Below are 13,866 nucleotides of genomic sequence, written 5' to 3' on the forward strand. Positions count from 1 at the left end.
TCCGAGTCGTACCGGAGTCGCTCTATCACGCATGGAAACAGCCGGTCATGCTCCCCTCCCACTTTCCCGGAGTGACCCGCGATGCATCTTCCAGGGATGACCGCCGTTTCCTCACGGCTGTTGTTGGGGCTGAGCCTCGTGTTCGGGATGGGTGCCGCGGCGTGTGGCGGGCACGACGATGACGGCCTGAACTGCAAGGTGGGCGATCCCCAGTACCAGACGGACCTGTCCTTCGGCCGGAACCGGGTGGGCAACGAGCCCGTCAGTGAGGCCGAGTTCCAGGCCTTCGTGGATACGGTCGTCACGCCCCGCTTCCAGGATGGGCTCACCGTGTACGACGCCTACGGGCAGTACCAGTTGGAGTCCGGCGAACTGATTCACGAGCAGACCAAGGTCATCGTGCTGCTACACGACGGCAGCGCGGCACTCTCGGCTGACATCGAAGCCATCCGAGAGGAGTACAAGGGCCAGTTTGACCCCGAGTCGGTGCTGCGCATCGACTCCCTGCCCTGCGTCGCGTTCTAGACCGCGAAGCGCTCCCGGATCGCCGCGGCGCCCCCGCGCTCCAGCCACGCATCGAACGTGAGCAGGCCTGGCGCCAGCCGCCGCAGCGCCGGGATGTCCGCGCTCTCGAACACAAAACCATCCTCGAACAGCTTCACGAGCTTGCGCAGCATCGGGCTCGCCGCAAGCATCTCTGGCGGAAACCGTGAGTAGGAGATGGACGTCCCGGTGGCCCGGCCGATCTTCTCCGCGAGTGCATTGCCGGTGAGCGAGTCTCCCGCCATCTCCAGCGTGGTCCCCACGTACGTGCGCGGATCCGCGAACACGCGTGCGGTCAGTACGCCGATGTCCTCCCCCGCGATGAACTGCATGGGCTGCTCCGGCTGGATGAAGAACTGGAGCGCCCCCCGTGCCAGGCCGAAGTCCGGCACCAGCAGCAGCTCCATGAAGGTCCCCGGCCGCACGATGGTCGCGCGAAGGCCACTGGCCCGGACGTGCTCCTCGATGCGCCACTTGGTCTCGAAGTGGTCCACACCCGTGCCGGGACGCAGCCCCAGCACCGACGTGTAGACGAAGTGCTCTACGCCTGCCGCCTTCGCCGCGTCCGCGATGGATGTGCCGAAGCGGACCTCGTCGTCGTCCGTGACGCCGTAGCTCGCCTGTGCCGAGCTGGGCTGGATACTGAAAACACCGTAGGCCCCCGCGACCGCACGGTCGAGCGACGCGCGGTCCCCCATGTCCCCACGCACCAACTCCACGCCCGCCGCTTCAAGCTCGCGGGCCTTCGCGCTCGCCGGGTCCCGCACGAGCGCGCGGACCCGCCAGCCGTCCTTGAGCAAGGCTCGCGCCGTCGCGCCTCCCTGCTGCCCTGTCGCTCCCAGCACCAACACGGTTTCGCGCTTCGTCGCCATCAGGTCCTGCCTTTCCCTTGCTAAGCGGAGGATTGCTCCGGTTAAATGCGGAGCTATCCTCCGTTTTTCAAGTGGCAATGACAAAGCAGCCGAAGAAGCCTCAGGAGGACGTGACGGGCGGAGCCTTGCGCGCGGATGCGCGGCGCAATCGGGAGCGGCTGCTCGTGGCGGCGCATGCAGTGTTCTCCGAGCGCGGCGCGGACGCGTCGCTCAACGACGTGGCGAAGCGGGCGGAGGTGGGCATCGGCACGCTCTACCGTCACTTCGAGTCGCGGGAGGCGCTGCTCGCCGCGACGTGCGACGAACAACTGCTGACGCTCGCGAAGAAGAGCCTCGAACGCTCGGAGGCACTGCCCCCTCTCGAAGCCCTGCGCCTCTTCCTGGCGGAGCTCGTGCACTGCGCGGGGATGTACAAGGGGCTCGCGGCGTCGCTGGGGATCGTCCTCAAGAACCACACCCAGGGCTGTGACGCGACGACGGCCGAAGGCGAGCGCCTGCTGAAGGCCGCCCAGCACGCGGGCGAGGTGCGAAGCGACATCCTCCTGGATGACGTGGTGTGCATGGCGATGGCCATCTCCCTCGCCGCCGCGGAGGACGCCTCGGATTCCAAGCGCATCCACCGCCTCACCGGGATGTTCTTCGACGGGCTGCGCTCCCGCCCCGAGCCCCGCGGAGCACGGCACCGCTGACTCCGGCTAGATTGCCGGCCCCATGAACGTCCTCGTCACCGGGGCCACTGGCCTCATCGGCAACGCCATTGCCCATCGGCTCGTGAAGCAGGGCGCCTCCGTCCGCGCGCTCGTGCGGGACCCGGCCCGCGCCGCGAAGCTGCTCCCCTCCTCCGTGCAACTCGTCCCGGGTGACGTCACGTCGCCGGGCACCCTGCCCGCCGCGTTGCATGACGTGGAGCTCGTCTTCCACGCCGCGGGCATGCCGGAGCAGTGGCATCGGGACGACTCCATCTTCGACCGCGTGAACCGTCAGGGCAGCGTGAACGTCCTGTCCGCCGCTCACGCCGCGAAGGTGCGACGCGTGGTCTACACGTCCACCATGGATGTCTTCGCCGCGCCCCGAGGCGGCGAGCTGACCGAAGCGCATATCGACCCGCACCCCAAGCCCACCGTCTACGAGCGCTCCAAGCAGGACGCCGAGCGCGCCGTGGAGGCCATCCGCCAGCAGGGGCTGGACGTCGTCTTCGTCAACCCGGCCGCCGTCTACGGGCCCAGCCCCGTGCACGTGGGGCTCAACTCCTTCTTCATCCAGTTGCTCAACAAGAAGGCTCCGCTGCTCCCGCCGGGCGGCATGTCCGTGGTCCACGTGGACGGCTGCACCGACGTGCACCTCGCCGCCGCCGAGCGCGGCGTCAACGGTGAGCGCTACCTCGTCGCCGACCAGTACGCGAGCAACGCGGACCTCGCGCTCGCCATCCACCAGGCCGCCGGGGCCGGCAAGCCTCCCGCCGTCGCGCCCGTCTTCCTGATGGAGGCCCTGGCCCGCGTGTCCGCGCCGCTCGCGCGCGTGTTCCCCTTCACGCCGCTCGTCGCGCCCGGACAGCTGTCCTTCATGCGCTGGGAGGCTCGCGTCAACGCGGCCAAGGCCCAGCGGGAGCTGGCCTTCCGCCCCACCCCGCTCGCGGACGGCGTGGCCCACACCGTGACCTTCCTGCGCGACCAGGGCCTCATCCCTCGCGCCTGAAAGAACATGGGGGTCCGTCCCACAGGGATGACGGACCCCCATGCGTGTCGCGGCTTCCTGGACCGAAATCTGGAGACGCCCCCCAGGGCAGGGAACCGGGTGGGCCGTGCCTCACCTGGCCAGGGCTTCCGTTCGATGAGCAGGCGGTCATCGCCCGGGCGCTTCAATCCCACGCATCCGGATCCACCGCGCTCCCGTACCCACCACCGCCGTCCCCCAACCCGCCCGCCTGCCCTCCGGCCCGGGACACGGGCTTTCACGGGCCCCGTTCGACACGGGGTGTCGTCACACGGTGTGAGACCCACCTTTCAACGCACGCACGTCCTTCACGGGTCCGACCCCCGTCGAGGCCGCTCGGGCCGCGTATCCCTCACCACGGAGTGACACCATGGCATTGCTATCCAAGCTGCTGGGCGCGCTGGGCGCGTCACAACGGAGCGTCTTCAGGGGCAGTGGCTGGAACCGCGGACGCAGCGCCTATGGCCGCCGTCCCATCGGCTACGGATACCGGGGACGCAGGTCCTCCGGCGCGGGCGGCTCGCTGGGCCGGATGATTCTCGCGGGTCTGGGCGCCTACGGCCTGCGCCGCTACTTCAACAACCGCTCGCGGGCCACGGGTTACTGAGAGCGGGCCGCCGCGCGCGGTAGCGCCGGGAAGTACCGTGGACTTCCCCCGGCAAGGCGCACCGTCACGGCACCCCCACGCAGGCACGGGAGCGTTCCACGGACATCTCCCGGTGCCTGACATCCCGCACGCTCCGTCGGTGCGGGCGCCTTCTCTTGGAGTAGGGTCCCTTTCCGTGTCCGGCCATTGGCCGACGAAAGAGGCTCCGCACGCATGGCGAAGGCGAAATACGTCCTGGCGCTGGACCAGGGCACCACGGGGACCCACGTCTCCATCCTCGATACCCGGTTGCAGGTGGTGGGCCGCTCCTACAAGGAGCTGCCCCAGCACTTCCCCAAGCCGTCGTGGGTGGAGCACGACCTGATCGACATCTGGAACACCAGCGAGTGGTGCATCGCCCGCGCGCTCAAGGACGCCGGCCTCACCGGCCGCGACATCGCCGTGGTGGGCATCACCAACCAGCGGGAGACCACGGGCCTGTGGGACCGCGAGACCTCCGAGCCCCTGGCCCGCGCCATCGTCTGGCAGGACCGCCGCACCGCGGACATCTGTCAGAAGCTCAAGGCCCAGGGTGTCGAGCCCCGCGTGCGGGAAGTCACCGGCCTGGTGCTGGACCCCTACTTCTCCGGCACCAAGCTCACCTGGCTCTTCCAGCACCTCAAGGGCGCCAAGAAGCGCGCCGAGCGCGGCGACGTGTGCTTCGGCACCATCGACTCGTGGCTCGTGCACAAGCTCACCGGCGGCGTCGCCCACGTCACGGACGTGTCCAATGCCAGCCGCACGCTGCTCATGGACCTGCGCACGCTCAACTGGGATGACGAGCTGTGCTCGCTCCTGGGCGTGCCGCGCGCGTGCCTGCCGGAGATCCGAGGCAACGCGGAGGTGTACGGCACCACGCGCGGCATGCGCAGCCTGCCGGACGGCATCCTCGTCGCGGGCATGGCGGGAGACCAGCAGGCGGCCCTCTTCGGGCAGGCGTGCTTCGAGCCCGGCGAATCCAAGTGCACCTACGGCACCGGCGCCTTCCTGCTCATGAACACCGGCACCCAGCCGGTGCGCTCCACCGCGGGGCTGCTCACCACCGTGGCGTGGAAGCTGGGCAACACCACGCACTACGCGCTGGAGGGCAGCTCCTTCATCGCGGGCGCCGCCGTGCAGTGGCTGCGCGACGGCCTCAAGGTCATCAAGAAGGCCCCGGACGTGGAGGCGCTGGCCGCCAGCGTGAAGGACTCCGGCGACGTCGTCTTCGTCCCGGCGCTCGCGGGCCTGGGCGCGCCGCACTGGCGCCCGGAGGCGCGCGGCCTGTTCGCCGGCATCGACCGCTCCACCACCGTGGCGCACCTGGCGCGCGCGACGCTGGAAGGCGTGGCCCTTCAAATCCACGACCTGGCGGAGGCCATGCGCCGCGACAGCGGGCGGGACATCCCCGTCTTCAAGGCGGACGGCGGCGCCGCGGCCAACAACCTGCTCATGCAGTACCAGGCGGACCTCTTGGGCGTGCCGGTGGTCCGCCCGCGCAACCTGGAGACCACGGCCCTGGGCGCGGCCTTCCTGGGCGGCCTGGGCGCGGGCGTGTGGACCAGCCCGGACGCCATCCGCCGCGCGTGGAAGGCGGACCGGACCTTCAAGCCGAAGATGAAGCCGGAGGTGCGCGCGCGCCACCTGGAAAAGTGGAAGCAGGCGGTTTCGCGCGCGTGAAATGAGACAAAGGAGCCCGGCGCATTGAACGCGCCGGGGCTTCCATCGGGCAAGGGAGCGGGTAGAACGGCCGCCATGGCCTACGACCGCACGTTGCTCACCCCGGATGCGCTCCAGACCTTCCTCGCCCAGCACCCCGCCTGGAAGCACGAGGGCGGGATGATCCGCCGCACCTACGAAGCGCCCTCGTTCCTGGAGGGCATCGCCTTCGTGGAGCGCGTGGCGAAGGCCGCGGAGGCCGCGGACCACCACCCGGACATCGACATCCGGTGGTGCAAGGTGACGCTGGCGCTGGTGACGCACGACGCGGGCGGCCTCACGTCCCGCGACTCCGCCCTGGCGGCGGAGGCGGACCGCCTCTTCAGCGAAGGGGCCGCTGTCCGGTGATTCACGGCGTGCGTAGCACCCTGGCGGCCCTGGCGTGCGCGGTGTCCCTCGCCGCGCTCCCGGCCCTGGCCCAGGACGACGCTCCCACGGAGCCCCGTCCGGAACGTCTGTATTTCAACTCCGGCGCGCTGCTGGGGTCGGCGCGCGTGGTGGGCCTGGGCGGCGCCTACGTGGGCATCGCGGAGGGCGCCGCGGGCGTGTCCAGCAACCTGGCCGCCCTGGCCCAGCGCAGCGCGTCGCTGGAGCGCGACTGGGACCTGGGCGTCACCCTGTCCTGGCTGGACCTGCCCTTCACCGGCACCAAGCGCCGGGACGTGGACAACGACGGCCTGGCCGACGAAACCGTGGACAGCCGCCAGCTGCTGGGCGCGCTGATGCTGCAATACAAGCGCTTCGGCATCGGCTTCCTCTGGCGCAACAGCCGCACGGGCTACTGCCTCACCCTGGGCTGCCGGGGCGAGGGCGAGAAGCTGCGCGTCTCCCTCACCCAATCCACGCTCGCGGGCTCCATCGCCTTCGGCCAGGACGATTTCATCCTGTCGCTGGGCATCTTCTCCGCGCAGGCCAGCTTCAGCGAGATGGGCGACCAGTCCTGGCGCTACGGCGACACCGGCGTGGCGGTGGACATGCTCTTCCGTCCGCACGGGCGGCCCTACCGCATTGGCGTGGCGGTGCGCCCGGAGGTGGTGGCGGGCTGGCGCCGCGACGACGGCCAGAGCCCCTTCATCGCGGGCCGTCAGGTCTACGCGGCGGTGGTGTCGCCCGCGGTGCTGTCCCTGGGCGCCAGCTGGCGGCTGGGCGAGGGCGCGCACCGCTACAACCGGCTGTCCCCCGCCGCCCGGCGTCAGCTCCAGGTGGACGGGGACGCGCTGCCGGTGCCGGAGGAGGAGCCTCGCGACGCGCTGGCCGGCCGGTGGCTCATCACCGCGCAGGTGGACCTCATCTCCAGCGTGAGCAACGCGGTGGCGTCGCGCTCGCTCGCCATCACCACGGAGCCGCAGCCCGTGGGCGAAACCCCCACCTTCCAGCCGCGCCTGGGCGCCGAATGGGACACCTTCCCCGGCCTGTTGCGTCTGCGCGCGGGCACATGGCTGGAGCCGTCCCCCTTCCGGGACCGGAACCCCCGGCCGCACCTCACCGGCGGCTTCGAGCTGTTCGTGCTGCGCTACTGGGAGGACTGGTCCATCACCGCGTCGTTCGACCTGGCGAGCCGCTACTCCAACTGGGGCATCTCCATCGGCTTCTGGCGGTAGTGTCTGGCTTTGCGCCTGCGTGGGTAACGCGAGGACCTTCGTGGGTGCTCGCGTCGCCCATCCACGGCGTCGCGAACCCCACCCACGCGATACATCCGCCGTCCAGCAGCGGGCGGCCGAGCAACCTTCCGTGCCGTATTTGCCGGTGTGGGATGGCATGCGAACCCTGCCGTACACGGAGGGGATTCCATGTATCTGGGGCGGGGGTGGCGCCGGACTGTCGTTGGAGCGACGGTGCTGGGTTTCGCGTTTGGCGGAGGGTGGGGGTGCGGAGGCGGGGCTGAAAAGCCCGATCCGGACAACTGCCAGGATTCGAAGTTGGGGTGCCCACCCTCGGAGCAGCCTTCGATACCGGGCGAGGTTCCACCTCCGGGGAGCGGCACGCAGACGCCGCCGGGCAATCAGAACCCACAGACACCACCGCCTCCGGTCCAGGAGCCGGGGACCGTGCCGCCCGCCTCCGGGGCCACGCTGTGGTTCGCGAAGGAGGGCGCCGCGCAGGACGACCTGGCGCTGGACCTGGCGGTGGACGCCACGGGCGACTTCTTCACCGCCGCCGTGCACGGCTACGACGACCTGGAGGCGCGCACGCCCACGGATGACGCCGTGGAGCTGGTCCTCACGCGGCGCTCCGGCGCGGGGCAGACGCTGTGGACCCACGCGTACGACGTGCGCGTGGACGCCACGCCTGAAACGCTGCGCGCGGACGTTCGGGCCCGCGTGGCGGCGGACGGCGCTGGCGGCATGCTCCTGGCCGGCAACATCCAGGGCACGGTGGACCTGGGCACGGGCAAGCTCAGCGACGGCGCCATCGTCGCGAGGCTGTCCGCGGATGGCGCGACGCTCTGGGCGCACCGGGTGCCCGGCGAGCTGACGGTGAAGGACGTGGCGGCGGATGCGCAGGGCCGGCTGTACGTGGCCTATACGGCGCCGGGCACGGTGGACCTGGGCAACGAGGTGAAGGGGGCCTCGGCCGGCGTGGCGGTGTTCACGGCGGACGGCACGGCGGAGCGCGCCTTCGCAGTGGGCAGCGCGGAGTCCGAGGGCGCGGGCGCCGAGCCCCTGTCCCTGGCCCCCGGCGCGGACGGCAGCGTGGCGGTGGCGGGGCGCTACACGGGCACCGTGCGCTTCGGCACCAACGCCACGCAGGGCTCCGGCTCAGGCAGCCCGTTCGTGGCGCTGTACGGGCAGGACGGCGCGCTCGGCTGGGCGAAGGTGCGGCCTGGCGTGAAGGGGAGCGTCCGAGACGTGAGCCGCGACGCCGCCGGTGACGTGGTGGCGGGCGGCGACTTCCAGGGCAGCTTCTCCTGGGCGGGCGCGGCGCTGAAGGGCGCGGCCAGCCCCAGCCCCTTCGTGGTGGTGACGGGCGCGGACGGCACCGAGCGCTGGGCGCGCGACCTGGGCGTGGACGCGTCCGTGCAGGGCGTGGCCATCCACTCCACCGGAGAGGTGCTGGTGGTGGGCTACACGTACTCGTGGCTGGAGAACGGCGCCACGGGCCCGGACGGCCTGGGGTCCGCGCAGCTCTTCACCCAGCGCTTCGACCCCACGGGACAACCGCTGGCCTCGCGCCTCTTCCTGGGCACCGCGCCGGAAGCGCGCGGCGAGCTGTACGGCGTGGAGGCGGTGCCAGCGGTGACGTTGATGCCGGACGGCGACGCGGTGCTGTTCGGCTACACAGACCGCGTCACCGACTTCGGCGTGGACAAGTTCAAGCCCACGCGCGGCGATGTCTTCCTGGTGCGCGTGAAGTACTGACCGCCTACCGCGAGCCCCGCGGAGCGCTCCCACTTCCGGTGGCCGGGGGCGCTCCCGCGGGCCGCTGATCCGGGGCGGTGGAGGCGCCTCCTCCGGGCCGCAGCGCGTTCTGGCCCAGGCGTGAGAAGTTGATGGAGTTGCTCAGGATGCGCACCGCCTCCTGGTCCGCGTGGAAGCCCATGGAGTTCTCCGCCTCCACGAAGTCCAGGTAGAACTGGGCGCGCTTCTGCAGGTCGCGCGCCTTGGCCAGTGACTCGTCGGGCACTCCCGCTTTCCGTGCGCTCTCAAGGTCGTGGATGAGGTCCACCAGCGCGTCCATGGCGATGTTGCGCGTCTGGAAGGTGCGCGTCTGGATGGTCTCCGCCCGGTTGAGCAGTTCCGCCTCGCTCCACTTGTGGCACGTCTGACAGGCGCGGTTGATGTTGAGCAGCGGGCTGCGCACGTGGTGGTCGCTGATCTTCATCGCCCCCTCGCGCTGGTAGGGCATGTGGCAGTCCGCGCACGCCACGCCGCTCTTCGCGTGGATGCCCTGGTTGTACATCTCGAACTCAGGGTGCTGCGCCTTGAGGACCTTCGCGCCGGTGAGGGCGTGGGTCCAGTCGGCGTGCCCGTCCTCGTCGTAGTAGGCCATGATCTGGTCGATGTTGATGCCCTTGGCCCAGGGGTACGTGAGGCGCTTCTCCTTGCCCTTGAAGTAGTACTCGACGTGGCACTGCCCGCACACGTACGTGCGCATCTCCTGGCGGGTGGCGTCCTCATTCACCTTGAAGCCGGGCACGCCCTGGCTGGCCTTGAGCGCGGCGATGCCCTCGATGAAGCCGGGGCGGGTGACGCGCAGCTGCATGGTGGAGGGGTCGTGGCAGTCGATGCAGGACACCGGGTGCTCCACGAGCTTGCGAGCCTCGGCGAAGGGCATCTGGTTCATCTTCTCAAAGCCCTTGATGAGGTCCCCGTCCCCCAGCTTCTTGTAGGGCACGTACACGCTGCCGTGGCAGTGGATGCAGGTGCCCGGCTGCTGCGTCACCTGCTGCCGTTGGGTGAAGACCTGGTCCTCCAGCATGTGCGCGTGGCCGCGCTCCTCGCGGAAGTCGGTGGCGAAGGCGTAGCCGCTCCACATGGTGACCAGGCGGGGGTCCTCCTCCAGCCGGCTCTGCGCCACCACCGAGCGAGGATCCGCCTGGGTGGGCGTGCGCGCCACCGCCTCGCTCCCGCCGTAGCGGGTGCGCTTCTGGTCCACCGTGCGCTTGTAGCCGTCGTATTGCAGCGGGAAGTTCTTCCCCCACACGGCGGGGTCCGTGATGGTGTCGTCGAGCTCCACCACCCGGTAGAAGGGGTTCCTCGCCTCCTGCTTGCGCTCCATGATGTTGACCAGCAGGGCCGTGACGCCCGCCGAGGCCAGCGCCGCCGCCACCGCGACCGCCACCACGAGCTTTGTGCCGCTGAACCGCCGGCGCTTCTCCGGAGCCTTCTCGGGCTCGGTCATCGTGCATTCTCCTTACGGATGAGCTCGGGGTTCCCCGACCCTTCGGGATGACCCACGGAGTTGTGGCAGGTGAGGCACTGGAGCTGCTCGCCGGGGGCCACCTGCCCGTGCCCCGTGGGGGGCGTCTCGATGGCCTCCACGATGGAGGCATGGCACTTGCGGCACGCGTTCTCCGTCACCACGCGGTTGCCCGGACGCAGGCGGATGGGGTCCGGGAAGGTGCCGGTGGTGAAGTAGAAGGAGTGCCAGAAGCCGTTGCTCGCCTTCGTGTAGTACTTGGGCAGAAAGCCCGCGGGCGTGTGGCAGTCGTTGCAGGTGGCCACCGCGTGATGGCTGCTCTTGCGCCAGCCGTCGTACTGCTCGTTCATGATGTGGCAGTTGGCACAGGCGGCAGGGTCGTCCCGCAGGTAGGACGAGCCCTTCGCGTACGCGAAGGTGAAGCCGCCGAGACCGACCGCCACACCCATGGCAATCCCGAGGATCACGGCCAGCACGGTGCGGGATGCGAAGAGCACGTGGGCCACCCTACATAAATCGCCCATCGGTGGGGGAAACACTTCAACAGCGTGACGGTGGCGCGTGCGCGTGGAGTGTCAGACAGACGTCCACGACCGCTGACCGCATGGTCCCACCCCTCCGGCAGGCCCATGCTCGAGCATGTCCAAGCGTGCGGCGGCGTTGCTGTGTCTGGGGCTGAGCTCGGCCTGCGCGCACTACCGTGTCCAGGCGCCCGGAGCTGCCGGGGCCAGCGCCACCGAACCGCAAGGCGAGGTCCTCTGGTCCCTGGGCTGGGGGCTCGTCCAGGAGCGGCCCCGGGTGGACAACTGCCAGGGCCAGGCGCTCGCGGAGGTCACCCAGAGCACCAACGTGGGCTTCGCGCTCATCGGCGTGCTGACGCTCGGCCTCGCGATGCCGCAGCGGGTGGAGTGGCGCTGCGCCAAGGCCCAGCCGGCGCCCGGCGACCTTGGGGTGCGGTAGCCATGCCCCCCGTCATCCACGAGAGCAGCCAGAAGCGCTGGCAGAACTGGCACCAGAGCTACACCCAGAGGCTGGAGCTGCTGGTGGACGTCTGGAACGCGGATGCCTCCCAGTCCACGGTGCCGGGCTACCTCGACACCACCGTGGGCCTGCAGGGCCTCATCCAGCGCGCGCTCACCGAGCGCCTGGAGATCCGCGGCCTGGGCGGAGGCTGGTCCTTCTCCAAGGCGCCCGCCACCAGCGGCATCCTCGTCAACACCCGGCCGCTGAACTACCTCTTCCCCGCGCCCCGCCCCCATCCCGACCATCCGGGCCGGAGGGAGGACCTCCTCTTCGCGCAGAGCGGTGTCTCCGTCGCGGAGCTGAACCACTTCCTGAAGCAGGCCGGCAAGTCCCTGACCACCTCGGGCGCCAGCAATGGGCAGACCATCGCCGGGGCCATCGGAACAGGCACGCATGGCTCCAGCCTGGAGACCGGCGCCATGCAGGACTTCGTGGTGGGACTGCACGTCGTCGTCTCACCGGACCGCCACGTCTGGTTGGAGCGAGCCAGCGCGCCGGTCATCCACGACGAGATTCCCCAGAAGCTTGGCGCGGAGCTCATCCGGGACGACGCCCTCTTCAAAGCCGCCCTGGTGGGCCTGGGCGGCTTCGGACTCGTGCACGGCGTCCTGATGGAGGTGGTGGACCTCTACTACCTCCAGGCGTACCGCCAGCGGATGCCGCTCACCGAGGGGCTCTGGCGCGCGTTCGACCAGCTCGACTTCTCCGGCATCACGCTGCCGGGGCCGCAGGGGCTCAAACCCTATCATTTCACGGCGGTCATCAATCCCAATGACATGGACCGGGGCGTCTTCGTCACGGTGATGTACAAGCACGCGCGGTGTCCGGAAGGCTCGAACCCTCCCAGCCCCGGCAGCAAGCTGACACAGGGGGACAGCGCGCTCGAAATCGTCGGCGTGCTGACGGACATGGTCTCGGAGCTGACCATCCCCCTGCTGTCGCGGCTGATGGATCGCTTCTACACGGAATACGAAAACGTCTGCGGGACGCACGGCGAGCTGTTCACCGACACGACCACCCGGGGGAAGGCCTGGGGCAGCGCGGTGGGCGTTCCGCTCGGCCGGGTGCGCGAGACGGTGGAGCTGGCCCTCGCCATCAATCGCACCCACGCGTTCCCGGGGCTGTTCGGGGTGCGCTACGCCCTGCCCTCCAAAGCCACGCTGGCGTTCACCCAGCACGCGCCCATGACGTGCATCCTCGACATCGACGGGGCGTCGTCCACCCGCACGAAGTCCTACAACCGTCGCGTCTGGCAGCAGCTCGCCGAGTCCTCCATCCCCCACACGTACCACTGGGGCAAGTTCCACGAACTGGATGGCCCGGCGGTGCGCGGCCTGTACGGCGAGGCGCGCGTCAACGCCTGGCTCGAAGCGCGCCGGGCCCTGCTTCCCACGCCAGAGCTGCGCGCGGCCTTCGCCAATGACTATCTCCGCGGGCTGGAACTTGAGTGAATAGGCTCGCCGGCCTGTCGATGGTGGGCGCCCTGCTCGCCCCGGGCGCGGCGAGCGCGCGAGACAGCGATAACATCAACCTCTACCGCTACGTGCTCGACGTGGACGTGCCGGAGTCCCCGGCCCTGGTCGCGATGGAGGAGGCGCCCCTGCGCGTGCTGCTCGGCGCGGCGCCCAAGCCGGTGATGGCCACGGTCCTGGCGTCAGCGTCGCCGGAAGCGTTCCGTCCGGGGATCAGCCTGGACGTCGCGCCCTACTTCCTCTTCGGCGGTGGCATCCGGAGCCTGGCCCGTTACCGCTCGAACTCGGTGGCGGGCCGGCTGATGCGGGTGCTGACGAAGACGACCGTGTCCGCGGCCATGATTCCAGACCTGGACGGCACGGGTGCATGGCGCGTGGGCCTTGGGCTCAGGACGACGGTCCATGATCCACACGACCCCGTGCTCAACTCCACCCTGCCCGAACAGGTCGCGGAGGAACTGGAGCGCCACGGCGTGCCGCGGCCCGCGGACTCGGACGAGGACGTGTCCGAGCGGGGCGTGGACCTTTCCGCCATCTTCGATCAGGCCGAAAGACAGATGCGTTCCCGGAGCGGAGACATCCAGATCTCCGCGGGCTGGGGCGTCTCCGCCCGCACGGAAGGCGGCGTGCTCACGGGCGACGGGCTCCAGGACACGAGGCACACGTTCTGGCTGACCGGCCAGGCCTCGCTCGGCCGGCGCTTCGACGCGCTCGCGACGATGCAGGCGCTGGACCTGTTCCGGGACGGCAGGGCGCTGCGCACCGGGCTGGGCGTGCAGCGGAAGACCTCCGTGGCCGACTTCCGCGCGGAGCTGGCCTTCGACGGCACCGACAATCGCTTCCACCCGGGCGCCGCCATCGACGTGAAGCTGCCCGGCTGCACCAGCGCCCTCGCCTCGCTCACCACGGCGCCCGGCGCGGACACGGACGAAACCGTGCTCCGGGGCCAGCTCCAGTTGCGCTGGTACTTCGCCCAATGCCGCTAAAGACAACGGGCCCGGCGCGCTGAAGCACCGGGCCCGTTCATGTTTCACAGCGG

General features: G+C 70.1%; 14 protein-coding genes. 11 read left to right on the top strand and 3 right to left on the bottom strand.

What is annotated here, in order from left to right:
- Positions 1-96 precede the first annotated feature (96 nt).
- Positions 97-525, top strand: a complete 429-nt coding sequence (locus D7V77_RS07795; protein WP_233596752.1) for a DUF3574 domain-containing protein — start codon at positions 97-99, stop codon at positions 523-525.
- On the opposite strand, the gene D7V77_RS07800 is transcribed toward D7V77_RS07795, so the two are convergent.
- Entirely contained in the window at positions 522-1,415 is an 894-nt protein-coding gene (locus D7V77_RS07800; RefSeq protein WP_120575631.1) for an NmrA/HSCARG family protein, read from the bottom strand. The genes D7V77_RS07795 and D7V77_RS07800 overlap by 4 nt on opposite strands.
- Positions 1,416-1,492: 77 nt before the next feature.
- On the opposite strand from D7V77_RS07800, the gene D7V77_RS07805 reads away from it, so the two are divergent.
- The 7 genes from D7V77_RS07805 (at position 1,493) to D7V77_RS07835 (ending at position 8,831) form a co-directional block, all read left to right on the top strand.
- A complete protein-coding gene (locus tag D7V77_RS07805) occupies positions 1,493-2,104 on the top strand; it encodes a TetR/AcrR family transcriptional regulator (RefSeq protein WP_120575632.1) in 612 nt (203 codons plus the stop codon).
- A 22-nt stretch (positions 2,105-2,126) separates the two neighbouring features.
- Positions 2,127-3,110 carry an SDR family NAD(P)-dependent oxidoreductase gene (locus D7V77_RS07810; protein ID WP_120575633.1) on the top strand — a complete coding sequence of 328 codons (984 nt, stop codon included), beginning with the start codon at positions 2,127-2,129 and terminating at the stop codon, positions 3,108-3,110.
- A gap of 388 nt (positions 3,111-3,498) precedes the next feature.
- Positions 3,499-3,735: a hypothetical protein gene (locus tag D7V77_RS07815; protein ID WP_120575634.1), complete on the top strand. Its 237-nt coding sequence runs from the start codon at positions 3,499-3,501 to the stop codon at positions 3,733-3,735.
- Between the two features lie 213 nt (positions 3,736-3,948).
- On the top strand, positions 3,949-5,433 hold the full coding sequence (gene glpK, locus D7V77_RS07820) for a glycerol kinase GlpK (protein WP_120575635.1): 1,485 nt from the start codon (positions 3,949-3,951) through the stop codon (positions 5,431-5,433).
- Positions 5,434-5,508: 75 nt separating this feature from the next.
- Positions 5,509-5,820 carry a 4a-hydroxytetrahydrobiopterin dehydratase gene (locus D7V77_RS07825; RefSeq protein WP_120575636.1) on the top strand — a complete coding sequence of 104 codons (312 nt, stop codon included), beginning with the start codon at positions 5,509-5,511 and terminating at the stop codon, positions 5,818-5,820.
- An 8-nt stretch (positions 5,821-5,828) separates the two neighbouring features.
- On the top strand, positions 5,829-7,073 hold the full coding sequence (locus D7V77_RS07830; protein WP_233596753.1) for a hypothetical protein: 1,245 nt from the start codon (positions 5,829-5,831) through the stop codon (positions 7,071-7,073).
- A 447-nt stretch (positions 7,074-7,520) separates the two neighbouring features.
- A complete protein-coding gene (locus D7V77_RS07835) occupies positions 7,521-8,831 on the top strand; it encodes a hypothetical protein (RefSeq protein ID WP_120575638.1) in 1,311 nt (436 codons plus the stop codon).
- Between the two features lie 4 nt (positions 8,832-8,835).
- Here D7V77_RS07835 and D7V77_RS07840 read toward each other — a convergent pair whose 3' ends face one another.
- Positions 8,836-10,314 carry an ammonia-forming cytochrome c nitrite reductase subunit c552 gene (locus tag D7V77_RS07840; protein ID WP_120575639.1) on the bottom strand — a complete coding sequence of 493 codons (1,479 nt, stop codon included), beginning with the start codon at positions 10,312-10,314 and terminating at the stop codon, positions 8,836-8,838.
- Positions 10,311-10,829, bottom strand: coding sequence for a cytochrome c nitrite reductase small subunit (gene nrfH, locus D7V77_RS07845; protein WP_233596754.1), 519 nt, complete (start codon positions 10,827-10,829; stop codon positions 10,311-10,313). Before nrfH ends, D7V77_RS07840 begins: the two co-directional genes overlap by 4 nt.
- Positions 10,830-10,971: 142 nt before the next feature.
- Here nrfH and D7V77_RS43640 point away from each other — a divergent pair, with 142 nt between their 5' ends.
- Genes D7V77_RS43640 through D7V77_RS07855 form a run of 3 tightly spaced genes read left to right on the top strand, consistent with a single transcriptional unit; the run spans position 10,972 to position 13,813 of the window.
- A complete protein-coding gene (locus D7V77_RS43640) occupies positions 10,972-11,292 on the top strand; it encodes a hypothetical protein (protein WP_158620727.1) in 321 nt (106 codons plus the stop codon).
- A 2-nt stretch (positions 11,293-11,294) separates the two neighbouring features.
- Positions 11,295-12,806 (top strand): FAD-binding protein, encoded by a 1,512-nt coding sequence (locus D7V77_RS07850; RefSeq protein ID WP_158624354.1) that lies wholly within the window; start codon positions 11,295-11,297, stop codon positions 12,804-12,806.
- Entirely contained in the window at positions 12,803-13,813 is a 1,011-nt protein-coding gene (locus D7V77_RS07855) for a hypothetical protein (RefSeq protein ID WP_147452010.1), read from the top strand. The genes D7V77_RS07850 and D7V77_RS07855 overlap by 4 nt, the downstream gene beginning before the upstream one ends.
- Positions 13,814-13,866 lie beyond the last annotated feature (53 nt).

This window comes from Corallococcus sp. CA041A, assembly GCF_003612075.1.
GTDB lineage: Bacteria > Myxococcota > Myxococcia > Myxococcales > Myxococcaceae > Corallococcus > Corallococcus exiguus.